20 protein-coding genes and 2 pseudogenes are annotated in these 22,091 nt (G+C 47.2%); 10 read left to right on the top strand and 12 right to left on the bottom strand.

Features of this window, described 5'->3' with window-relative positions:
* Positions 1-268: 268 nt before the first annotated feature.
* The 9 genes and pseudogenes from LCF57_RS21830 to LCF57_RS21790 all read right to left on the bottom strand — a co-directional run bounded on the left by LCF57_RS21830 (position 269) and on the right by LCF57_RS21790 (position 10,813).
* On the bottom strand, positions 269-1,630 hold the full coding sequence (locus LCF57_RS21830) for an FAD-dependent oxidoreductase (protein WP_226002577.1): 1,362 nt from the start codon (positions 1,628-1,630) through the stop codon (positions 269-271).
* Between the two features lie 387 nt (positions 1,631-2,017).
* Positions 2,018-2,494 (bottom strand): glutathione peroxidase, encoded by a 477-nt coding sequence (locus LCF57_RS21825; protein WP_226002576.1) that lies wholly within the window; start codon positions 2,492-2,494, stop codon positions 2,018-2,020.
* An 85-nt stretch (positions 2,495-2,579) separates the two neighbouring features.
* Entirely contained in the window at positions 2,580-3,383 is an 804-nt protein-coding gene (locus LCF57_RS21820; RefSeq protein WP_226002575.1) for a hypothetical protein, read from the bottom strand.
* Positions 3,384-3,395: 12 nt separating this feature from the next.
* Complete coding sequence (locus tag LCF57_RS21815; RefSeq protein WP_226002574.1) at positions 3,396-4,289, bottom strand: ABC transporter ATP-binding protein; 894 nt, start codon at positions 4,287-4,289, stop codon at positions 3,396-3,398.
* 230 nt (positions 4,290-4,519) lie between these two features.
* The gene (locus tag LCF57_RS21810) at positions 4,520-5,536 is read right to left on the bottom strand and encodes an LLM class flavin-dependent oxidoreductase (RefSeq protein ID WP_226002573.1); all 1,017 of its coding nucleotides are present in this window, start codon (positions 5,534-5,536) and stop codon (positions 4,520-4,522) included.
* Between the two features lie 111 nt (positions 5,537-5,647).
* Complete coding sequence (locus tag LCF57_RS21805; protein WP_226002572.1) at positions 5,648-6,811, bottom strand: AI-2E family transporter; 1,164 nt, start codon at positions 6,809-6,811, stop codon at positions 5,648-5,650.
* A 152-nt stretch (positions 6,812-6,963) separates the two neighbouring features.
* A pseudogene (locus LCF57_RS21800) lies at positions 6,964-7,955 on the bottom strand (LCP family protein).
* Between the two features lie 136 nt (positions 7,956-8,091).
* A complete protein-coding gene (locus tag LCF57_RS21795) occupies positions 8,092-9,036 on the bottom strand; it encodes a cation diffusion facilitator family transporter (RefSeq protein WP_226002571.1) in 945 nt (314 codons plus the stop codon).
* Positions 9,037-9,241: 205 nt separating this feature from the next.
* Positions 9,242-10,813 (bottom strand): DEAD/DEAH box helicase, encoded by a 1,572-nt coding sequence (locus LCF57_RS21790; RefSeq protein WP_226002570.1) that lies wholly within the window; start codon positions 10,811-10,813, stop codon positions 9,242-9,244.
* A gap of 380 nt (positions 10,814-11,193) precedes the next feature.
* Between LCF57_RS21790 and LCF57_RS21785 the strand changes: the two genes are divergently transcribed.
* The 8 genes and pseudogenes from LCF57_RS21785 to LCF57_RS21750 all read left to right on the top strand — a co-directional run bounded on the left by LCF57_RS21785 (position 11,194) and on the right by LCF57_RS21750 (position 14,970).
* Positions 11,194-11,838 carry an immunity 50 family protein gene (locus LCF57_RS21785; protein WP_226002569.1) on the top strand — a complete coding sequence of 215 codons (645 nt, stop codon included), beginning with the start codon at positions 11,194-11,196 and terminating at the stop codon, positions 11,836-11,838.
* The gene (locus LCF57_RS21780) at positions 11,831-12,241 is read left to right on the top strand and encodes a hypothetical protein (RefSeq protein WP_226002568.1); all 411 of its coding nucleotides are present in this window, start codon (positions 11,831-11,833) and stop codon (positions 12,239-12,241) included. Before LCF57_RS21785 ends, LCF57_RS21780 begins: the two co-directional genes overlap by 8 nt.
* Positions 12,242-12,266: 25 nt before the next feature.
* On the top strand, positions 12,267-12,470 hold the full coding sequence (locus tag LCF57_RS21775) for a hypothetical protein (protein WP_226002567.1): 204 nt from the start codon (positions 12,267-12,269) through the stop codon (positions 12,468-12,470).
* Between the two features lie 105 nt (positions 12,471-12,575).
* On the top strand, positions 12,576-13,205 hold the full coding sequence (locus LCF57_RS21770) for a hypothetical protein (protein ID WP_226002566.1): 630 nt from the start codon (positions 12,576-12,578) through the stop codon (positions 13,203-13,205).
* Positions 13,206-13,377: 172 nt separating this feature from the next.
* A pseudogene (locus LCF57_RS21765) lies at positions 13,378-13,804 on the top strand (hypothetical protein).
* 2 nt (positions 13,805-13,806) lie between these two features.
* Positions 13,807-14,028: an Imm26 family immunity protein gene (locus tag LCF57_RS21760; RefSeq protein ID WP_226002564.1), complete on the top strand. Its 222-nt coding sequence runs from the start codon at positions 13,807-13,809 to the stop codon at positions 14,026-14,028.
* Complete coding sequence (locus LCF57_RS21755; protein WP_226002563.1) at positions 13,971-14,594, top strand: hypothetical protein; 624 nt, start codon at positions 13,971-13,973, stop codon at positions 14,592-14,594. The genes LCF57_RS21760 and LCF57_RS21755 overlap by 58 nt, the downstream gene beginning before the upstream one ends.
* A 16-nt stretch (positions 14,595-14,610) precedes the next feature.
* Positions 14,611-14,970 (top strand): hypothetical protein, encoded by a 360-nt coding sequence (locus LCF57_RS21750; RefSeq protein ID WP_226002562.1) that lies wholly within the window; start codon positions 14,611-14,613, stop codon positions 14,968-14,970.
* On the opposite strand, the gene LCF57_RS21745 is transcribed toward LCF57_RS21750, so the two are convergent.
* Positions 14,960-16,594: a DUF6138 family protein gene (locus LCF57_RS21745; protein WP_226002561.1), complete on the bottom strand. Its 1,635-nt coding sequence runs from the start codon at positions 16,592-16,594 to the stop codon at positions 14,960-14,962. The genes LCF57_RS21750 and LCF57_RS21745 overlap by 11 nt on opposite strands.
* A 228-nt stretch (positions 16,595-16,822) precedes the next feature.
* Between LCF57_RS21745 and LCF57_RS21740 the strand changes: the two genes are divergently transcribed.
* The gene (locus LCF57_RS21740) at positions 16,823-18,235 is read left to right on the top strand and encodes an SMI1/KNR4 family protein (RefSeq protein WP_226002560.1); all 1,413 of its coding nucleotides are present in this window, start codon (positions 16,823-16,825) and stop codon (positions 18,233-18,235) included.
* 17 nt (positions 18,236-18,252) lie between these two features.
* Here LCF57_RS21740 and LCF57_RS21735 read toward each other — a convergent pair whose 3' ends face one another.
* Together LCF57_RS21735 and LCF57_RS21730 are read right to left on the bottom strand one after the other, a co-directional pair.
* Positions 18,253-18,867: a TetR/AcrR family transcriptional regulator gene (locus LCF57_RS21735; RefSeq protein WP_226002559.1), complete on the bottom strand. Its 615-nt coding sequence runs from the start codon at positions 18,865-18,867 to the stop codon at positions 18,253-18,255.
* The gene (locus LCF57_RS21730; protein WP_226002558.1) at positions 18,839-20,383 is read right to left on the bottom strand and encodes a phytoene desaturase family protein; all 1,545 of its coding nucleotides are present in this window, start codon (positions 20,381-20,383) and stop codon (positions 18,839-18,841) included. Before LCF57_RS21730 ends, LCF57_RS21735 begins: the two co-directional genes overlap by 29 nt.
* Before the next feature lie 393 nt (positions 20,384-20,776).
* Between LCF57_RS21730 and LCF57_RS21725 the strand changes: the two genes are divergently transcribed.
* Positions 20,777-21,982 (top strand): PHB depolymerase family esterase, encoded by a 1,206-nt coding sequence (locus LCF57_RS21725; protein WP_226002557.1) that lies wholly within the window; start codon positions 20,777-20,779, stop codon positions 21,980-21,982.
* Positions 21,983-22,091 lie beyond the last annotated feature (109 nt).

The following is a 22,091-nucleotide window of genomic DNA, read 5'->3' as shown; positions in this document are numbered from 1 at the left end:
CAGCCCTTGGAGGACTGTTTTTCGTGTATTATTGCGCCACGCCACAAAGTACTTATAATTAGTTATATTCTTCCTTCTCAACTGCTCTTAAGAACCAAATAACTCCGCCGAGGCCGATTACCGCCACAGCTACAAGAAAAAGGATATAAAACAAACCCATTATCTACTTACCCCCTAATCCTTATGCTCTCTATATTGTACTATAAGGATTCGTTCATACGTCTTAGATTGTTGACAAACTTATGAACAATGTCACAGACAAATCAAATTATACGGTAACTGGTTTTCGTTCAGCCATCGAAGGCAATGCTTGCAGCCCTGCTGCATTCAAGAAATTCCAAGGCTTGTTATAATGCGGCTGGAAGAAGAAATCGACAAAGGCCAGTTGGTCAATGGTCATATGATTTTGAATGGCCACAGATAGCGTATTAATGGATTGAGTCAAATCCACCTTCGACATAATTTGAGCGCCAACAATTCTCCGTGTCTCCTGCTCATATACCACTTTCAGCAGCACCTTTTCAGAGGTTGGCATAAATTCAGGGCGATAGCTATCCTCAATGGTTACGGCCTCAGTATTCATTCCTTCGTCTGCAGCCGCCGCTTCCGTCAAACCTGTTCCTGCAATATTATCTTCATAAATTTTAATACCCGAAGTACCTTGTGTTCCCATGTAGGCAATGGTCGGCTGTACCAGATTGCGGGCCACCAGCGTACCCATACGAACCGCGTTCGTCGCCAGTGGAATATAAGCCGTTTTGCCTGTCGGGTTGTAGCGAATTGCACAGCTATCTCCTGCTGCAAACACGTCCGGGCAGCTACTTTGCATATAATTGTCCACGATGATTGCACCGTTTGGCAACATATCTACCTGACCCTTGAGCAGATCTGTTTGAGGACGGAATCCGATGCAGAGAATAACAAGCTCTGTTTCATATTCTCCTTGAGAGGTCACGACTTTACTCACCTTGCCATTCGTCCCCTCAAACCGACTCACGGTTTCGCCCAGTACCAGCTTAATACCGTGTTCTTTCAGAGAATTTTCAATCCGGTCTGTATACTCGTGATCCAAATATTTATTCAATATACGATCAGCGCTGTCGATCAGCGTTACGTTTTTACCGTTCATTTGAAAAGCTTCAACCAGCTCAACACCGATGTATCCAGCTCCAACAACTGTGATGTTCTGTACATGCTTGGCCTTCTCAATAATTTCATTCGAATGACTATAGTTTTTACAGAGCAAAATATGATCAAGCTCAATGCCTTCCAGCTTCGGAATAATAGGCCAAGAGCCCGTCGTTACAATCAATTTATCAAATGTGTCCGTAAATTCTTCACCTGTTTGAAGATTACGTGCACGCAGCGTTTTGCCTGCTGTATCTACACTCGTTACCTCATGAAGCATCTTGGTCACTACACCCATGTCAGCCAGCTGATCGGGGGATGAATAAAACAATCCATGCGGGTCCTTGACGACGCCACCTACATACAGTGCAATACCACAAGATAAAAAAGAAATATTATCATTTCGTTCGTAAACGGTAATTTCAGCATCTGGGTAACATTTAGCTGTGTTGACGATTGCTGCTGTGCCTGCGTGTGTACATCCGATAACTGCTACTTTCATGTTGAATTCCTCCTTGGTGTGTGGGCATAAATGTATAATAATTGTGAATTATTTCACGTTAGCAGATTGCAGATTGTGATTTATTTCACTTCATGCACTTATTATAATGTGATGTTTTTCACATTACAATAGCTTTTTATGATATTCACAATTTGTCCACAATTAAAAATCAAGGCTACACAAAGCCTGTCTTTTGATGAAACGACTTCTTGCTTCATGTAGTTTTCCCTGTATGACCCTGATTATGCCCTTAAACCGGACTTTCAAAAGAAGCAGCGCTCCTCCAGCGAATGTGATATATAGACAGCAAAAAAGGTCCATTTTTCCGGAGAAATGCCGGAAAAATGGACCTTTTTAAACAATTACTTTGAAGCTAAAGCAAAGCTATTATAGCAACTGCTCAATGGCCGTCCTCATGGCCTCCGGTGATTCCTTAGGCTCAAAACGAGCCACAGGCACGCCATCACGGTTCACAATGAACTTCGTAAAATTCCATTGAATCGTACCATCTTCCTGCTCTCCAGGCTGCTGCTTCTTCAAATATTCAAACAGAGGCGCTGTATCTGGACCGTTGACATCCACTTTGGCGAATACCGGAAACGTAACTCCGTAATTGAGTTGGCAAAATTCTGCCGCTTCCTCGCTGCTGCCCGGCTCCTGACCGCCAAATTGGTTACAAGGGAAGCCTAACACAACCAAGCCACGATCTTTATATTCGTCATAAAGCTTTTGCAACTCCCCATATTGCGGCGTAAGTCCGCATTTGCTGGCGGTATTCGCAATAACCAACACCTTGCCGGTATAGGTGTCCAAAGGAACCTCCCGATTCGCTGGTGTTACAGCATGATGTGAATAGACAGACATACAGCATCCTCCTTCGTATTGTGGGTTTAGGTTCATAACCTATTTTACCCAAAACGAACCGGACATGCCAATATCCTCATAGGGCTTACCGTGATGCCAACACTTCGCGTCTGCGCTCTTCACGCTCCGAAGCCGACATTCTTGGACAAGCATAACAATACCGCTGGCCCCCACCTGTCTTGTAATATTGGCAGCAGGACGGTTTCATGTAAGTATTTTCACCGGGGCGGTAAGGATTGTCCAACTCAACGAGACGAACGGTATACGGGTTTCTTTTACGCCCGAATACCTCTCCCTCAAGTTCCCGCGTCACATAATCGAAATCTTGTTCAAAACGCTTCACATCCAGTGGATCGGTCAACGTGGGCTGTACTCTGTCCTTAAAATACAACAAAGTCAACGGAAACTGTCCCCACATCTGTCCCATGGATACGCCTCCTACCGAAGCCAATGCCTCCAATATGGGCCGTAGGTGCAAGCTGTAAAAGTCACGAAGCGCTTGTTGCGCTTGTTCGGATGAATGTTCCTCTTCGTCCTGTCGCGTATTATCCAGCTCTGTTGGGTCGATCACCTGCAGGCTAATAGAAGGAGATTTCCCTTCATAACAAATATGGAATCTGAGATTGGAAATGGACAGATCTAGCCTACGTTCACACAAGGACACCATAAAATGTTGGGCAAACACAAGACCACGCAACTGATTCACCAAATACACTGCTGAAGTCAAAAGGTCTTCAGCTCGCAGAAGCTCACCATAATACTCCAATACTGAACGAGCCTTCTCCGGTTCAAGCCATTCAGCCACTGGCCCGGAATACACTGCATCCTCCGGCGTGTCTGTCACTATTTTCGCCAATTGCTCCAGCTGATCGTAATCCAGTGGTCTCATCTTGTGTCCCCTTTAGCCTCTTGCTGCAACTTGTGGTCTAGCTTCACGTCGCTCTCCAATAGAACCTACCGGCTGCTTCTCTTCCAAATTCATTTCCTTCACAGCTTGGCTTACTGTGGGCTGTCCGGCCAGAGCATACGGAAGACAGAGCGGTACGCCCGTACGGGGATCTGTTACGATATCCGCTTCAATGCCAAATACCTCACGCAGCACATCCGGGGACATAACCTCGGTTGGAGCTCCTACTGCCTCAGCCTTCCCTTTTTTGATCGCGATCATATGCTGAGCATACCGGGCTGCATGGTTCAAATCATGAACAACCATAACAATGGTGCGTTCTGCCGAAGTATTCAAATACTCGAGCAAATGCAGCACTTCCAGTTGATGCGCCATGTCTAAAAATGTAGTCGGCTCATCAAGAAACAAAATATCCGTATCCTGCGCAAGCGCCATAGCTATCCATGCACGCTGACGCTGACCGCCAGACAGCTGATCAATCGGGCGATCGTGGAACTCGCTCATGCCCGTTACCTGGATCGCCCACTCTACCATTTTGCGGTCATCTGCTTTCATGGAGCCAAAACCTTTTTGATAGGGAAAACGTCCGTATGATACCAGTTCCGTCACGGTCAATCCTTCCGGTGCAGTCGGATTTTGCGGCAAAATAGCCAACTGCTTGGCTACCTCCCGGGTGGATTGCTTATGAATGGATTTACCGTCAAGCAGAACACTACCGCCTTTAGGATTCATGATGCGGGCCATCGTTTTCAAAATAGTGGACTTGCCGGAGCCATTTGCGCCCACCAATGCGGTGATTTTCCCTTGCGGTATTTCCACGTTCAGATCTTCTACAATCAACCGATCTTCATAAGCAATATCCAGATTTGCCGTTTTCAGACGAAACATTTGGAATCATCCCTTTCCCTTATCCAATATATAGTCACGGGCTTAACGCACGACATTCATCAAAACTTCATTCTATCTTTATATAATAAAGATATTGATAATCATTATCAAGTATTAACTGGTATATTTCCTTGAATATGCGATCCATATCGTCAAAAATGTCCTCCAAAGTTCATACAAAAAGATCACAGCTCCACAAAGCTGTGATCTCTAAAATCCAGCAAATCGTATCAAGACTGTACAGAAGACAGCCCAAATGCTTCAGCCATAAGACGTATCGATTTTATTTTGGCGTCAAAATCGTGAATGATGCTCGCAACCATGACCTCTTGTGCATTATAGTCCTTGCATAATTGCTCAATCTGGCGCTTTACCTGTTTGGGTGAACCAACCACCATACGCTTGCGATTTTCGCGAATACGCATCCGGTCATATGGCGTGTACGGATACGCCAAAGCCTTTTCTACGGAAGGTGTTCCAGCGGAGCGCATTCCCTGCTCCAGCAGCACCAGGGACAAGTCCATGCTGGAAGCCAAGCGGTTTGCCTCTTCTTCGGTATCCGCACAAATCGCAAATATGGCCACAAGTGAACGCGGCTGGTCACTATGGGAAGGCTGGAAGCTCTCCTGATAGCCTTTCATGGCTCCTGTGCCGCCTTCCCCGTTAATAAACTGAGCAAACGCAAAGCCCACGCCACGCTCGGCGGCCAGACCTGCACTATCACCACTCGAGCCAAGCAGCCACATTTCCGGCACTGTCTCTACGAGCGGCATCGCCTGTAGCGAACCGAAGCGATGCTGGTTGCCTGTGCTGTCATGTAAATAGGCTAGCAGATCATCCAGCTGCTCAGGGTACAGATCAATACCGCCCCGCATTTTACCTTCCTGCAAGGCTCTCGTAGCAGTCGGCATGCCTCCCGGCGCTCGTCCCAGCCCCAAATCAATGCGCCCCGGATACAAGCCCTCCAGTACACGGAAGTTTTCCGCTACTTTATAAGCGCTGTAATGCGGCAGCATCACACCGCCCGAGCCCACTCGAATCGCCCGGGTTCGAGCGGCCAGATGCGAAATCAATACCTCCGGGCTGGAGCCTGCAAGATTAGAAGCAGAATGATGCTCTGATACCCAAAAGCGATGATAACCCAAGCGCTCCGCCTCTATAGCAAGCTCAGCGGTCTTTTGCAATGCTTGCGCATGCGTCATGCCTTCTGATACCGGAGATTGGTCAAGAATGCTGAGTTTTATCATAAAAGTCTGACCTTTCTGTTTTGGAATAAGGATAGGCATTAATTATAGCACGGGAAGCCACAGTTACCCAAGAGGGGGCAAAATTGATTTTATATTGGAAATTGAAAATATTTATTTTTCGTAGAGACTCGCCTTTGCTTTGTCTGCTTCATAAAGATGCGAACGCTTTTTAAAGAAACTGAACAGATGTGTAACGATTACTTTCAAGACCGCATAGCCTGGAACCGCCAGAATAATTCCTACTACGCCAAACAAATTGCCTGCTGTCAAAATAACAAAGATGATCGTGATCGGATGTACTCGAAGGGATTTACCCATAATTTGTGGAGAAATGAATTTACCTTCAATCAGCTGAACAATCGTCCATACGATAACCATCTTGAGCAGCATAACCGGAGAGGTGACCAAAGCTACAATTAATGCAGGCGTAATGGCAATTACAGGCCCTAAGTAGGGAACAACGCTCGTAAAGGATGCAATGACTGCAAGCGTCAAAGAGTAATCCAACCCAATGATCAGATAACCAATATACAGCAGCACCCCAATACAGAAGCTGACAATAATCTGTCCACGAATATATGAGCTGACCTGATGGTTCATTTCGGTCATAATGCGATCCGTTTCTTTACGAAACATAGGCGGGAACATCTTTAGGACCGAGTGTGGCAGCTTGCGTCCATCCTTCAGCAGGTAGAACAGAATAAAGGGAACCGTAGCGATCGCAAGCACTGTTTCTGTGATTACACCCAAAAAGCTTCCCACACCTGCCCACGCATTATTAATGAAGGCGGATAATTTTTCAGAAACTTTGGAGGCAAGCTCTGACGGATTGATTTGAATTGTGTTCTGGAACTGATTCACAAAGTCACTGCCAATTAATTTCTCAAACTGTTGTTGTACTTGCTCGCTATATGCAGGCACATTTTGGACAAGTCCCTGTATTTGATCGCGGATCACAGGTACCACCGATGTAATCACAACAGCAATAATCCCTATGATGAGCAAATACAGCACAATAATGGAGTAGATTCGCTTTACCTTATTGCGCTCCAGTACATCAATCAGTGGATTGAACAGATAGTACAGCACGCCGGACAAAATGACAGGAAGAATAATCGTTTTCAGCAGCACCATGACAGGGGTAAAAATGTAAGAAATTTTGGTGAGCACCAAGATATTCAAACCGATGAGCAGCAATACCAGCAGGAATAACACAAACTTGTTGTTCAAAAAGAACTTTTTGAATCGGTCTTTCCATGCCGGAGTCGTTTCCACATGACATTCCCCTTCTCTTAGGCAAATAATTGTTCCAATTCTTAATAGTTAAGATATATCTTTGCAACAAAATATACAAGTTTATACCCTCAATAAACACAAAAGCAAACAAAGTTGTACGGCAGCGTACAAACCTCATTTGCTTTGGATGGTTATAGAGTATCACTTGTCGTGGTGACAGAATCTGTCGGCGTGGTTGCAGGCTTGTTTTCCTGTTCAAAAAGATTTTGTATGAATCGCTTGAGCTTTCTTTCGTCCACCCCTAGTACCTGCGCCCCCTTGATTGTTTCCCCACGCACCAGCTCATTGGGCGGGATTTGCTGTTTGGCTATCGCTTTTGCGTCGATATTAAAGCCTAATGAAGCCAGTTGCAGCATTTCTGTAGTACTCAGATTCGTTTTAAAATACTCGGTAGCTTAATTAGTGACGAGGTCGACTGGATTTTGCCGCCCAGCTCGGTTATGAATTTACGCTGCCGTTCGGTCCGCGTAAAGTCCGAAGTTGCATCATGACGGAAGCGAACATATTGCAGGGCTGTTTTGCCGTCCATGTGCTGCATTCCCTTTTTCAGATCAATATCGAACTGATGTTTGTCTGCTTTAGACGTATAATGCATGTCTTTTTCAACATCCAGATCAATACCACCCACAGAATCAACCAGCGCAATAAAGCCATTAAAATCAGTGTATACGTAGTATTGAATGGGGATGCCCAGCAGGTTGCTTACGGTCTGTCGGGTCAAATCTGGGCCACCGTAAGAAAAGGCAGCATTTAATCGGCTTTTCCCATGACCTGGGATATCGACGTACGTATCACGCAAAATCGACATCAGCGTAGCTTTCTTCGTGACTGGATCAACAGAAGCGACCATCACGGAGTCGGAGCGCCCTGAATCTTCCCCACGTGAATCGCCACCCAACAGCAATATATTCACTCTCTCTGTTCCATCCCACTCCGGTGGGAGCGACACAGCTACAGGTTGTACATCGGCTTGGGTTTCTGCTTGCGGTTTGAATTTTGAATCCTGTCCGGAAGCGACCGAAATTTGATTCGTAAAATGATATATAGAATAAGCATAATATCCGCCCACAATAAGAACAACCGCTGCCACAGAAATGCCCAGCCATTTTAAAAATTTTCGCATATGAACAGGTAACCTCGCTTTTATTCATCATCGTTCGACTTTTAAAAGCATACCCTTCCTGCAAGTTAGCTGTCAATTGAGGCCATCTGTGCCAAGCATAGCGGGTGGTCTATCTAATGGCCGTTGCTCGTGTCTGTTAAGACTTATTTTCAGAGTCTTCCTGTGCCAAGTTATCTGCTTTGGGATCGTCCGGATACCATGGATTCAAATGGACAAGCACCTCATGCACTCTCGGTTCCCGCTTCATGACAGCCCCCTTGATCAGCCGGATAATATCGTGTCCCTGCTGAATCGTCAAAGTTGCATCCACTGAAGCGCGGATATCCACAATAATATACTGGCCATGCTCACGGGCACGGATACGGTCAATACGCTGAACCTCGTCCACACGAAGTGCGGCTGCGGCGTAGCTTTCAATTTTCTCAGGTGCAATTGCCTTCTCCATAAGTACGTCTATAGACTCACGGCCCATTTCCCACGCCAATTTCAGAACCAGCAATGCCACGACAAATCCCGCAATCGGATCACCGTAGGATAAAATCGAGATACTCCAGTGCTCACCAATCAATCCGAGGCCAATCCCCAGCACAGCAGCCCCGGAGGCATACACATCAGCCAAATGATCCTTTGCCGTCGCAATGAGACCCTGACTATTAGCCGCTCTCCCGATACGAATCGTGTAGATATACAACCACTGCTTCCAGAGCAGGGAGATGACCGCTGCCACCAATGCCAATATATGCTCCTGTGGCATCGGCTCGAACAGGGCCGCAATGGAATGGTAGCCGATGAATATGCCCGCCCCGAACAAAATGACTGCTACCACACTCGCACCGATCACTTCTGCCTTGCCGTGACCATAAGGATGATCCTCATCTGGTGGCTGACTGGATATGCGCATCGCTCCCAGCGCCGTTGCAGAGGCAATCACATCCCCGGCGTTATGCACACCATCAGCCACCAGCACCTTACTGTTGAACATGAGTCCTGCGATGATTTTAATGCCGGTTAATAGGATGTTGCTAATCAGGCTGATCCATGCCGAGACCATGGCGCGTTTGCCCATATCCTGTTCCTGCATAATGTATAACCCCTCCATCATTTTCTTTAACAAGGTCCCCACACGCTAACCTTTTATTTTCAAAGCAGCTCCGCTGCTTATTCCAGCATATGATGCTGCCCCTTCAGGCGACATGAATGAAGATTATAATAGCCCCGGAAGATGAGCCTCTCCGGGGCTATTATAATAACCATAGCTAAGCATTCTATGAGAACGCTCGTTTTATCTATCTGGACCGTCCACGACGGCCTCCCTGTCCTTGACCACCACGCGGACCGCCTTTGGCTTGTCCACCGCGACCTCCCTGGCCTCCGCGTGCGGAACCGCCACTGCTGCGGTCGTATCCACCGCGTTCGCCGCTTTGCCCGGCGGAGCGGCCTTGGCCTCCGCGTGCGGAACCGCCACTGCTGCGGTCGTATCCGCCGCGTTCGCCGCTTTGCCCGGCAGAGCGGCCTTGGCCTCCGCGTGCGGAACCGCCGCTGCTGCGGTCGTATCCGCCGCGTTCGCTGCTACTGCGGCTGGAGCGACGCTCGCCGCCTGCACCGTCACGACGGCCCGCCTGTTCGCGGCCGTTGCCCCGGCGTCCGCCGCCGGAATCGCCGCCGAAGGAACGGCGGTCGTTTCTGCCCGAGCGGCGTTCTCCACCCTGCCGCTCAGCCGTATCGGGAGCAGGTCTACGCTGCCCGCCGCCCTCACTGCTGGTGAATGTGACACCAGCGACCTTCTGGATGTTCCGAAGCTCTGGAACATCCCTTGGTGTGGCGAGCGTCACCGCCACACCTTTGCCTCCGGCACGGCCGGTACGCCCGATGCGGTGGATATAGCTTTCGGCATCCTGCGGCATATCATAGTTGAAGACATGTGTGACACCTTCTACATCCAGGCCGCGTGCAGCGACATCAGTCGCTACGAGCAATTGAAGTTTCGCTTCACGGAACGCCTTCATTACCTGCTCACGCTTATTCTGGGACAAATCTCCGTGAAGCTCTCCGCTTGCGAAGCCCATCTCCTGCAGTTCCTCGTTCAGCTTGGCAGCACGGCGCTTCGTACGGCAGAAAATAACTGCCAAATACGGGCGGTCTGTATTCAGCATGTCCACCAATGCCTGTTGCTTGCCCCGGTCTGTTGTTTGCACAACTACCTGACGGATTTGGCTCACCGGAACGGAAGAAGCGGATTTCACTTTGACATCTATCGGTTCGTTCATATATACACGAGCCAGCTTACGGATACCGGCTGGCATCGTTGCGGAGAACAGCATTGTTTGTCTCCGGTAAGGAACCTCCTGCAGAATCGTCTCCACATCGTTCAAAAAGCCCATGTGTAGCATTTGATCGGCTTCATCCAGCACCAGCATTTTAACGCCGCCCAAATCCAGCGTGCCACGTCTCAAATGATCCAGCAGACGCCCGGGTGTGCCAATAATCAGTTGTGCGCCGCCTTTCAGTTTACGGAGCTGACGCTCTACATCCTGTCCTCCGTAAACAGCCAGTAATGACAGCTTCGGCTCTATCGCAGCCAGTCGTTTCGCTTCCTCCGTAATCTGGAGCGCCAGCTCACGCGTAGGCGCAATTACGAGCGCCTGCGGATGACGCTTTTCCAAATTCATTTTTTGCAAAATCGGCAGTAAAAACGCAAGCGTTTTACCTGTTCCCGTATGTGCCTCGGCAATAACATCCTGATCTTGCATCAACAGTGGAATAGATTCCTGCTGTACCGGGGTGGGGGCTGTAATCCCCTGCTCTTTTAAGACGTCTACCCAATGCTGCCCTACGCCTAATGCTGCAAAATTCTTCAATTGGTATTCACTTCCCTTATCTGTATTCAATATGTGTCACGTAAAATAGGTTTCATGTGCCATATGACATCTATCGTTCCATAGTTCAGAATTCCCATTTTTGTATCGGTTCTCATTCTCCCCTTTTCAGGAAGGGAGCTTATCCGTTATCGTTGAATCTGTTCCTGTAACCAACATACGGCCGCAAGGCGGCTCAGGCCGTTCCATTTATGACTTTCCTAGTATACGCGAAGTTGAACAGGTTTCCAAACGATTTTAATGAACATTGTAAAAGATGAATTCAGTCTCCATGTCATATATTATGGTAGGAGAAGCGCCCTTCCCTTTACCACATACTAACCAAACCGTCACACTATTACACCCTCAGGAGGTTGCAGCATATGCGTATTCAAGTTCAGCGCGTCGAAAAAACAAAAAACGATTATCTTATTCATTATCAAGCCGGAGGAACATTGCCGTTCGTTCCCCATGATATTGTTCTGATTCATGGCACACAGTATTTCATTGGCACGATTTTGAAGGTGGAGCCGGAACAGGCCCTTATACGGATCAATCCACAATATGAAAACCAGTTGGCAGGCTCCATCGGACTGGAACTGGCCTTCTCTCCAACCGTTTCTATTCAAGGAGCGGACAGCATTGTAGAAAAGCTTGGCTACTTCCCTCCCTTTCATTATGACCGAATTACGGCTGCCAATATGACAAAAGACCAGATTACACTAACGATTGAGCTATCCCCCGCCACTGTACTAGTGCCCAAATCTCCGGAGCTGGAGCCTTCGTCTGAGGCACCTGTCACGCCGGAGGCTCCGGCCAAGGACATTCCCCGTTACGCGGTCACTTTTACATTTTTGGAAACCAAAGAGCATGTATTAACCCCGGTAGAAACAGAAAATATCATTTTGCAGCTTGATTTCCGTTATGAAGAAGCAGATATGGTCGTCGATATTGATGCCTTGTCGGGATTATCAGGTAGTTTTCTGTGCAGAGGCATCCGTGCAGAGATTACGGAACTCCATGAATAGACAGGGGGCCCGCGAACTGCTACGATGTCATGCTTTTATGCATGATGATCTGAATCACCCCCAAATGCAAAATGGATTTCTAGGGATGCTCCGCCCCTTTCAGGGAGAGCTGATCGAGGACAACTTTCATGAGCTAATGACCATCATTGAAGTGCTGGCAGATGAGTTGCAGAAATCATCCGTAGAGCGGGAGCTAATTGCCGAACTGTGGGGGATTTGCCAGTATACACGAGCATGGGCCTTGTACCCTGACAGTATGCTGCAACGAAACAATCTATTGACAGTAGAGCAGATCCATACACTCGACAAATGGATAGACACCATTTCCTATACGGTCATGGTATTGCTGGAGGGCGGTGGAACAGAGGAAGCTTTGTCAAATTACAGATATGAGAAAAAGTAATCTGACGCAGAAACGGGGGTTTTGTATGTCCATACAGGCTGATGATAACGAAAAGACATTCCTATCTGTTTTCCCTACACTATCGAATGAAGATCGGTTGGTATCATTACGTGATTTGACGGCGATCCCCCACCCCGTGGCGGAAACTACTACATGGCTGTTGCGGCTGGCGCAGCGACTGTCCGAGAATGAGCTTGTTCGAATGGAAGCGCTGAAGGTCATTGGGTAATACGCGGATCACAGCCAGCAACCGACTATCATACTAGGAATTCGGCGCATCAGCCAAACGGGAGCTGTCCACATAATCGACAACCAAAGGAGAATCACTCTACTCATGCGTGTAAAAATATTTATATTCATATTTATTATCGGGATTTTATGTGTGCCTGCCTATTTCATTATGAGCAGCTTTGGGTTATTTCAAAATGAAAAGGTGCTTGTACATTACAAGCTTGCTGTGGAGGTAAAGGGTAAAAAGTACGATGCCTGGCCTTTAATCAGCAGCTTTGCCGCTATAGACAAAAAAGGAGACAATCGTCAGCTCTACTATCAGGTGGATGCCTCTGGCTTAGAGTACCTGTTTCAGATAGCCTATGGACAATATGAACTCAGGCCCTCCAAGGAAAATCCTTTTTTGGACGGGGGAATCCACTATACTATGGACGATCCCGAATATGTTCGTGAGGAAAAGCAGTATGAGAACGCAAGCGACTACACTGTGTTAACCCATTTTTACAATCTACAGGAGCAAATAATCTATACCTACAATCCCGAAGCCGAACTCGACAAGACATATACTCGTTCTATCATCACCGCAGGGATGACTCGCACAACCGGTAGATCGAGTAGTGCGGTGAAGGATGACTATATCAATATCAGCAAGCTATTCAAGGACAAGCTGGGAGTGAATGTGAAGATAGACGTGGATGAGGCCAACAAAATTGTCACCTTGTCCATGACATGATCTCATAGACTTATACACAGCCAGGTCGTCTCAGTATAACCTTTATGCTAGAGTAGCTTTATTTCAGTCGGAAAGGAGTATGTCCCTTTTCAACTACAAACTGAGAGATGTGTATTAGGTCAAGAGACTTCTAATGACAATTACTCAACGAGCAGAAAGGATGGGCTTGCTAATGGCAGGAACACAGCATCTTAATTTAGGACCCGCTTATTTGGATGGATGGGTTGTACCCGAACACCCGGAGGCATGGATCGAGCAGGAATGGACAGGCAAACTCCGTTCACAGACCGGACATACGAAGTTTCACATTTTTTATTATGGAGAGCTTATGGACGAGCTGATTGCCGTGACTGAATTTGCGCCCCAACTCGTGATTGCGGAGAATGCGGTTAACGGCGAACAGATCGTGATTTTTGATGGAACCCGACATGGTTACGATGCATTGCTATGCGAGACATATACAGAGGAACAGCAGAACCATCGTACTCCCCTGATGCGATTTTGAAGAGACAAAGCGAAACGGCTTTGATGCGATCAGTATTACGATTACCAACACAAAAGGTTTGAAAACAGAGATCCTTCAGGAAGAGCTGGCCTGACGATGATATTCAAAAGAGTAAAACATCGGGAAGGAGGTATTTTTGTTATCCCTACGCATGACGGCCGGTTTGCGGTGTGTCAGGTGATCTGCGCACCATTGAAAAGCTCATTTTCAGGTGTTAAAAATGTGCGTTTTTACGATCTTTTCGAAAAGGAGGAACGGACATGGAACAGAAACGCTTCAAGGATGATTATGGCTATAAATATGATTTTAGCGCTTTAATTTGGCGGGAAGAACAGGTAGCCGTTCATTGTCCCCGTTGCCAAGGGCAAGCTTTTATCTCCAAATCAAAAAAAGACTGTTATTACGTTCTTCGATGTTCTCATTGCTACCATACCTATCAGCAGCCAGAATCATTTAAATTCTATGCACGTGGCGTATGCAGCTATTGTGAGAGATATTTTAATATAGAGGTTCACGACGAGCGCACAGTCACACACAAATATACGAATATGGCCTGCCCTCACTGTGAGACACATAATCAGGTTCCGGTGCATCGTGTTCAATTGCGTGAATGGCATAAAAACGTAATCCAGAACGGAAAAGACCCTATCTTCAAGCTCCAGCTATACTTCCTTGACTACTATCGAGGTAAACCGGTCTGGGCGCTCAATCGGGCACACCTGAATTACCTGCTCTCCTATATCTCTGCCGAGCTGCGGGAAAAACCCGTAGGTGGTATGCTGCGTACAGCATCCCACTCCATTCCCAAGTACATTAAGGATGCGAAGAATCGACAGGCCATCCTAAAAATATTGCAAAAGCTGCAGCATAAGCAAGCTACATAAAGGGAGACCTCCGAGCATGAGCATACAAACTTTTGACAGTCTGGAAGCATTAGTTCAAACCGTTAGACAAACGGAAATAAACGAATGGATATTTACCAATCTGGACCGTTTTCAAAGCAACCCTATTGATAATGCCTATTACATCATCCCGGAGGAAGAACTGTGGGAGCTGGAGGATGCAGGACTCACCGTCACCAACCATCTGGATGAAAGTATTCCGGCAGCCCTCCCTGATCACCACGTACAGACATGGCTGGAGGTAGCCACTGTGCAGGATGTTATTGAAGTGCTACACCGCAGCGGCAGCAAGCCGAGCCTCCAACGTATCGCACAGGGACTTCAGTATTACTACGAATACGATGCTTTTATGGAATAAAAGGCTCCAGCAACTCTTTTACCTCAGGAACAGCCTGTTTCAGGCTGTTTTTTAGTTTTTTCGCACCGCCCCAAATGCGATAAATGAGCACCTCTCGCTCGTAGTCCTCCAGCTTCACCAGTTCATCTACTAACGCCTGCGCCTGCTCTACATTTTCAATTCCAGCCGATTTCAACGGCTTGGCAGACTCGTTGCCCGCCAAAATGATCGCAGTCCACACCGGAATGCTGTGTGGTGTCAGACCGTGCGTGTCGACAAATACAGCCGCATAGCCGTCCTGTACCGACTGATGTTCACTGTCCACCAGCTTCATATAACGGATGACCAATGGGAAATAGTCTGTTCCTTTGAGGCCTAGTCCCATCACCGCATAGGTTCCCGGCATCGCCGATTTTTCCCCTGGCTCCACATCGTTGTACCACGCGAACTCTTCCATTACAAGCTCGGCATATTCAGCAAGCAAGGGATACAGCGCGGGGTATTCGAGTGCATTAGCGAAGAACCGATGTAATGCAGATTTAGCCAGCTTGGGTACAGGCAGAACATTTTTCACCTTGCTCTTGAGCTTCATTCGATATTCTTTGGTAAAGCCTTTCCGTAAAATATCGCAAAGATATTGGACCGCTTCCCTGTAGCTCTCTTCTTCCTCCGAACGAATTTGAACCTCTAGCGTCTGCAAAATATCATTCGCCCGGCAGGTGACACGCTCGCTTGTATATAAAGCTGGAATGCTGCCTGAGCCGTTCTTGAGCCAATACGCAGCCTGCTCCGAGCCTAGCTGTGAAGCCATTTCCAAATATTTTTGCCGTGCATCGGCATTGGTCGAACCCACTCGCATCGCGGTCAGCAGAAACATCTCCATTGCCGACGCAGGGATATCTGAAGGGCGAACATCAGGCTTCACAATGAAGTCGAGCCCATAGCTTCTTTCCCGATCTGCATATTTCGCCAGAAATACTTCCTCGGCCCAACACTTCAAGCCACTGCTGAGCTGGTGTCTCCATGCTTCCTGACGATTGCGGCTGATCTTCACTTTTGCATCCATTCGATCGAGAAGCTCTCCTATCCGGTCAGCATCTACAGGATACAAATGAGGATCAAGCAGATGCCTCACAAAGAAAAAATCATCCTTTTCCTTGGGCACGGCCTTGCTGGCAGGATTGAGCTTCTGTTCTACAAACCTTTGTATAGTGGCTAACAACAGCTCCCGCTTATGTTCATTTAGAAGCAAGAATGTAAAATAACTGGATTTCCTCTCCAAAACGACCTCCAGATGAAATTCCAGCCGATAGCGAAAGAACATGGGGCTAAACTTATCGGAATTGAACAGCGCCTCCAGTCGTCTCTTGATCTCAGGCATCCATTCGTGCTCCACCTGTTGAAGTGTTACTCCCTCCGTAAAACCAGGAATTTCGATATCCGGTCTACGGCTGTCCCAATCAAACAGCTCATAGGTATCCACCCGCAACCCGTTCATATTGCACATAACGTTCAAGTATTCATGAATTCCTTCGTGAAGGACGCTTTTGGTCTGAAATTCGGCGATGCGCTTTTGCTCAGAAGCGTACACCTGATCAATCGCCTCGAATATCGGATCTATGTATGTTTGTATCTCTGATGACATATAAGGTGTTCCTCCTTCATCTCCTTATAAATTGTAGTTCCTACGTAATTACGATAGACTAAATGATAACTAATTTATTTCCTGATTATAGCATATCTCTCATTTATATTTGGACCCTATCCCTATAGATTAAGTACCAGAAAGCAGGTGCATCCTATATGTATTGGGTTTCCTTACAACATACAAACAGCATTTCCGGGTTTTGGAGCAAAAGGAGGAGGAATACTGATGACAGTACATTTTGAGCATACCTTGGAAAGACTGGAGCAGATCGTAGATCGTCTGAGACAAAGCGGGATGTCTGACGTGGTATACCAGTGGGCGAAGGGAATTTCCGCAGGTGAGCTAACCAATCTGGAGGAACAGCTGCAGATGCCTTTGCCTGCCTCTCTGTCTGAATTGATAAAGCGGTGTGGCAGTTTATATTTCCTATGGTGCCTTCCTCAACACTGTATTGTAGCCACTGGACCGAAGTTTTCATATGAAAGTAGCAATGACACTGTACAAGAGCCGATTATTCTTGACGATATCACAGGGGAGTTTGGCTGGAATTATGAATATATTAGCTATTTCACATCCTATGGGGAAGATACCCTTTCAGCTGCAGAAGAGCAACAATATCTGATTTTTAACTATAGTGGCGCGGGTGATCCGATACTGCTTGATTTGGCGACATCCGCCACAGAGCCAGCAGTGTACTGTTATCATCACGAGTTGGATCAGTTTACCTTGCTCGCGGAAAATCTCCCCGTCTATATAGACACGATGCTCACCTTGCACGGACTATGGTTATGGAATTGGTCCGAAGTGTCAGACGAGCAGGGCATTCAGCTAAACAGCCCACCGCTGCAGCTGTGGCGACGCTGGTTGGACAAGTTTTGCACGATAAAGCTGGAGGATGCCCGTTCACTGGAGACACTGATCCATTACACCACCATGCATGGTGTAGATAATCCTGCTGTATTACAGGCTTTTCAGCCGTATAATCCGAAGGATATTTACCTTGCCTGGGAGCGGCGCATGTCACAAAGCCCAGCTCAATTCGCTACATGGGCCGTGTTAATGGGCGAAACCGCAAGGAGTGGGGCTGCTGATTGGGTGCGCTCCTTATGGGAATCGGACACCGTGCAAGCATGGACATCATCTCCTCAACATAATGTCCTGTATGCTAGGGGTGCATTCGTGTCCACACGTGCCTATCTGACCGCCCGCTGCCTGCCCGAGCAGGAAGGCTTGGCATACGTATGCAATGATCTGCTACAGCATACGAAGGCAGATGCCAAATTAGAGGGCTATACCGCGAACGGACAGTTACAGCATTTTCATACGCCACGGGTTATTGACTGGATGCGGGATAAGGTCAATCATCCGGTGGAAGGCTGGGGGACTCTGTTCGCACATTCCCACCCAACCACTGAGCAGTTCATTGAATGGCTATCCGATAGTGAGCTTCACCAAAAAATTGCAGCCGAAGCGCTGGATGTCATGATAAAAAAAGGAAGCGCCCCTTCCCTGAAAACAGATACATTAACCACAATCTCGAACCTGCTGCAAGCTTCAATGCAGTGCGTTATGCTCAAAAAAGATAAACGTCGCATTGAAGCCGTGCTGGAGCAGCTTGCAGATCTGGAGCTTGGTTAATCTTGTGGAACCATCGTTCAGCAGCTTAACCCCCGGAAAAAAGTATCTATTGTGAATGAAATCAACTCATCATTCGATTTTGCCATTGGAAATTCAAAATTCAGGAGCAAAGAAGTCAATCCATGCAGCATACTCCATACGGATCTGGCGATCAGACGCTCATCTCCCTGGATGATACAGCCCTCCTCCATAGCGGCTTTGAGCCCGGCTTCAAGCAGCTCAAAGCCCTTAAAGCGTCCACTGTCAAATAGACTGACCAAGCTTACGGATTCCAGGTTGCTGATAAACAGGATGTTGTAATATTCCGGGTTAGCCGTTCCAAAACGGACATAAGCGTCAGACACCGTTTTCAGCATGTCCAAGACATTCAATCCCGCTGCCCTTCCTTCTTGCTCGCGTTGTTGAAGAGCCTGCAGGAACAAAGTATTTCCTTCCAGCAGCAGTTCGCGGACAACGGCTTCTTTATTGGCAAAATAATGATAAATCGTCGTTGGTGAATATTCGATCTGATCCGCAATCTTGCGCATAGAGACCTCGGCATACCCTTGGTTCAGGAAAAGTGACCGGGCAGCCTCGATAATTTTGCGGCGGATCTCATTGCTTTCACGTTCTCGGCGTTTGATATGCTTCATGTGTAGATATACTTTCCCTTTCTGCCTGCCCCAATTTGGCGGCGATACGTTCAGCTTCCATTATACCCGAGTTCATAGCCCCTTGAAACCCGCCTCCAGGCTGTGTCCAGGCCCCTACCAATGACAAACAATCCACAACGGATTTGTGCTTTAGTCTTTTCATACCGGACTGCCGAACCGTTTGTGCGTAACCATAGACAGCCCCGCCGGGATTGGCGGTATAGCGCTGCATCGTCCGCGGTGTACCCAGCTCGGCCACCACTACTTTGCTGCCAAAGCCCGGATACAGCTGCTCAAGGCGCTCCAATATCTGCTGTGTTACGGTTTCCTTTTTGGCTTTATATTCGGGACGTGTTGCAGGCCAGTTCTCCAATCTGTCCAAAAATGTAACTGCAATAACGCCTTTACCCGGTTCATTAAGCGTGGGGTCCATGGCGTTATAATTGGTGAGCATCCAGTTGCCTTTGGTATACTGGCCGCTCATCATGACTTCGTAATCTGTATTCGAATCCGGTACATCATACAGAATTAAGTCTTCTTCGATAATGCCAAGCTCATGAGGCTCGCATGACAATCCGAGATACAATTGGGTGAGCGATGTGCCAGTCTCCAGCCTGCTGACAGCCTCTAGCTCACGACGGGCAGCAGCATGGTTCTCCAGCAGACGGCCATAGGTATGATGAGGACTAATACCGGACACAATCCAATTGCCTTTATATGCATCCCCTTTTTTCAGACGGACACCGACTGCTTTACCGCCTTCAACTACAATTTCAGATACCTGACTACGCAGGTGAACTTCTCCACCGGCTGACTGAATCGCGGCAACCAGCGCATTGGATAAAGCCTGTGCGCCTCCCTGAATGTAATACGTTCCCTCCAAATGATAGCTGATCCATGGAATGAAAAAGTACAATGCTGCAAGCCGCTTGGGAGGCAAGCCATAATAGGGCCAAAGTGCGGTAAAAAATTCCGTGAATCGGTCAGACAGCCCAAACTGACTCACAGCCTCCCAAGTGGTCATTTGCGTCCAGCGGAAAAAGGTTCCTGCTTTGAGCAAACCCGCTGCCTTGCGCCCCAAGCTGGATGAAGGGGAAGAAATGGCGGAGAACCCTGCCCCAAAACGACGAATGCCTGCAAACAGTTTGTCGATAGCTGCTTGCTCAACAGGGAACATGTCTTTGAGTAGCTGCACATATTCCTGCATATCGGATGGGATATCAATGATCTGCCCTTCCCAACGAATGGAATAAGGATGCTTTTTGCGGAGAGGCACAATTCGCTGGTCCACATTGCAGCCCTTTAGCAGTTGCGCAAAGTTGCCCTCCTCGAGTCCACCTACACCATGCAGGGATACATCAAACGTATAACCCTTTCTTGTAAATTCGGTTGCGTAACCGCCCGCCAAAGAATGACTTTCAAAAACAGCCGTTCGGTAACCGAGCGCGGAGAGTCTTGCTGCACAGGACAAGCCACCCAGACCCGCGCCGATGACGATAACATCATATTTATCCATGATTCCATCCCCTTTTTTTAACATTGTTATATAAGTTAACAGTGTTAAGTTAAGAGGATTATATACCACATTATTACGCTTGGGAACCCCTTATTTTTTGGGGTTGTCTCCTGGGATAACCATTAAAATATAAGATATTCAGCTCTTATTACAGCTGCAAAAGTTTTTTTATAAAAAAACATCCGAAATTGTAGCGCTTCACTTGTCAGATTCCAATGAAGATGCTATCCTTCAAATGGGATTGTTACTGAAAAGGCAAAACCCGAGTACATTTGTATTGTGTACCCGGAGTTTGCCTTTTTTTCATTTTATATGGATGCAGCAACATACAGTCAAACATCCCAAACATGTAGAAAGCGCTTTACAAAAATAACACCAAAGGAGATTAATCTCATGCAAAGAAGACGCTCCGCCCTTGTATTACTATCTTTCGTGTTTCTGCTAACGATCTTTTTCCCATCCTCCAGCTCTGCCACAGCAGCCGATGTTCCGGCACCACAGGCAACCCTGCTTACTCAGGTGCAGCCTTTGGGTGAAGTCGTTTCTGCCGTTGTACTGAAATACAGCACCAATATTGACGGGGCATCCTTGTCCACTTCCAGCTTTCAGGTTCAATCTGTACTCAATGATGTATACATAGACAGAACCGTGACTGGTGTATATACCAACGATACCGGCGCCATCACCAACCGTAGTACTCATGGCAAATATGTTGTGATCGAGCTGGATACGCAAGATAAAAATGCAAGTACCCTTACTTACGATGCAACAAGTGGAGTCAACCTCATCAATCCGTTGAATTATTACATCACCCAAAAGAAAGGCATTGCAACTCAAAAGAAAACAGTTGTTCCAGCCTCTGCACAGACTGTAAAAGCAACTGATAAAATTACACCCATTGTAGACGATTTCAAAAAAAGCACCTTTGAAAATAAAGACGGCTTCAAGCTGAACTACTTTACGTTTGAGCCTAAAGTAGAATCCGGCAAAACCTACCCGCTGGTTGTGTTTCTCCACGGAAACGGCGAGCGTGGTGACGGAAATGGAGTTAACCTGCTGGCAAATGCTGGTGCCGTTACTTGGGCTTCGCCTGAGCAGCAAGCCAAACACCCGTCCTTCGTAATCGCTCCACAAAGTCCGATTGACCTGGATCATAAATTCATTTGGGCGGATGAGCCGCGCAACAGCGCTGTAGCCGATTTGGTACGTGAAACGGCGTTAAAATATCCGATCGACACCAATCGAATCTATATCGTTGGTATTTCTCAAGGAGCCATGGGAACATGGAGATTGCTCGAAAAAGATCTTGATCTGTTCGCCGCAGGTGTACCGATTGCCGGTTTGACCAACTATGAAAAAGCCGTTAACATGTATGCCCCTGTTGATCCCAAGCATGTCGAAGTACTGAAAAACGTTCCTATTTGGGCCTTCCATGCTGTAGACGACACTAGCGTAAGTCCTAAAAACTCACAGGAAATGGTAGCAGCCATTAAAGCACAAAACGGAAATCTCATTCATTTCACTGAATACGAAGCAGGAATTATCCTGCTGAGTTGTCTTCTGACAGTTGCCAGATCTAGATCTGTTTTAGCCATGTGACATCACCCCATCCTATCCACTTAGACTAATAGTGGAAGCCTGTACCTAAAGATAATCTTAAATGATTATGATTCTCATTATCATTTAAGATTATATAATGAATTGTGCA

Source organism: Paenibacillus sp. BJ-4 (assembly GCF_020404765.1).
GTDB lineage: Bacteria > Bacillota > Bacilli > Paenibacillales > Paenibacillaceae > Paenibacillus.
This window is presented reverse-complemented; position numbering and strand designations above follow the sequence as displayed.

Bases quoted from the DNA above. Each gene is read 5' to 3' on its own strand.
- LCF57_RS21830 (WP_226002577.1), bottom strand. From the start codon at position 1,630: ATGAAAGTAGCAGTTATCGGATGTACACACGCAGGCACAGCAGCAATC.
- LCF57_RS21825 (WP_226002576.1), bottom strand. From the start codon at position 2,494: ATGTCTGTCTATTCACATCATGCTGTAACACCAGCGAATCGGGAGGTT.
- LCF57_RS21820 (WP_226002575.1), bottom strand. From the start codon at position 3,383: ATGAGACCACTGGATTACGATCAGCTGGAGCAATTGGCGAAAATAGTG.
- LCF57_RS21815 (WP_226002574.1), bottom strand. From the start codon at position 4,289: ATGTTTCGTCTGAAAACGGCAAATCTGGATATTGCTTATGAAGATCGG.
- LCF57_RS21810 (WP_226002573.1), bottom strand. From the start codon at position 5,536: ATGATAAAACTCAGCATTCTTGACCAATCTCCGGTATCAGAAGGCATG.
- LCF57_RS21795 (WP_226002571.1), bottom strand. From the start codon at position 9,036: ATGCAGGAACAGGATATGGGCAAACGCGCCATGGTCTCGGCATGGATC.
- LCF57_RS21785 (WP_226002569.1), top strand. From the start codon at position 11,194: ATGCGTATTCAAGTTCAGCGCGTCGAAAAAACAAAAAACGATTATCTT.
- LCF57_RS21780 (WP_226002568.1), top strand. From the start codon at position 11,831: ATGAATAGACAGGGGGCCCGCGAACTGCTACGATGTCATGCTTTTATG.
- LCF57_RS21775 (WP_226002567.1), top strand. From the start codon at position 12,267: ATGTCCATACAGGCTGATGATAACGAAAAGACATTCCTATCTGTTTTC.
- LCF57_RS21770 (WP_226002566.1), top strand. From the start codon at position 12,576: ATGCGTGTAAAAATATTTATATTCATATTTATTATCGGGATTTTATGT.
- LCF57_RS21760 (WP_226002564.1), top strand. From the start codon at position 13,807: ATGATATTCAAAAGAGTAAAACATCGGGAAGGAGGTATTTTTGTTATC.
- LCF57_RS21755 (WP_226002563.1), top strand. From the start codon at position 13,971: ATGGAACAGAAACGCTTCAAGGATGATTATGGCTATAAATATGATTTT.
- LCF57_RS21750 (WP_226002562.1), top strand. From the start codon at position 14,611: ATGAGCATACAAACTTTTGACAGTCTGGAAGCATTAGTTCAAACCGTT.
- LCF57_RS21745 (WP_226002561.1), bottom strand. From the start codon at position 16,594: ATGTCATCAGAGATACAAACATACATAGATCCGATATTCGAGGCGATT.
- LCF57_RS21740 (WP_226002560.1), top strand. From the start codon at position 16,823: ATGACAGTACATTTTGAGCATACCTTGGAAAGACTGGAGCAGATCGTA.
- LCF57_RS21735 (WP_226002559.1), bottom strand. From the start codon at position 18,867: ATGAAGCATATCAAACGCCGAGAACGTGAAAGCAATGAGATCCGCCGC.
- LCF57_RS21730 (WP_226002558.1), bottom strand. From the start codon at position 20,383: ATGGATAAATATGATGTTATCGTCATCGGCGCGGGTCTGGGTGGCTTG.
- LCF57_RS21725 (WP_226002557.1), top strand. From the start codon at position 20,777: ATGCAAAGAAGACGCTCCGCCCTTGTATTACTATCTTTCGTGTTTCTG.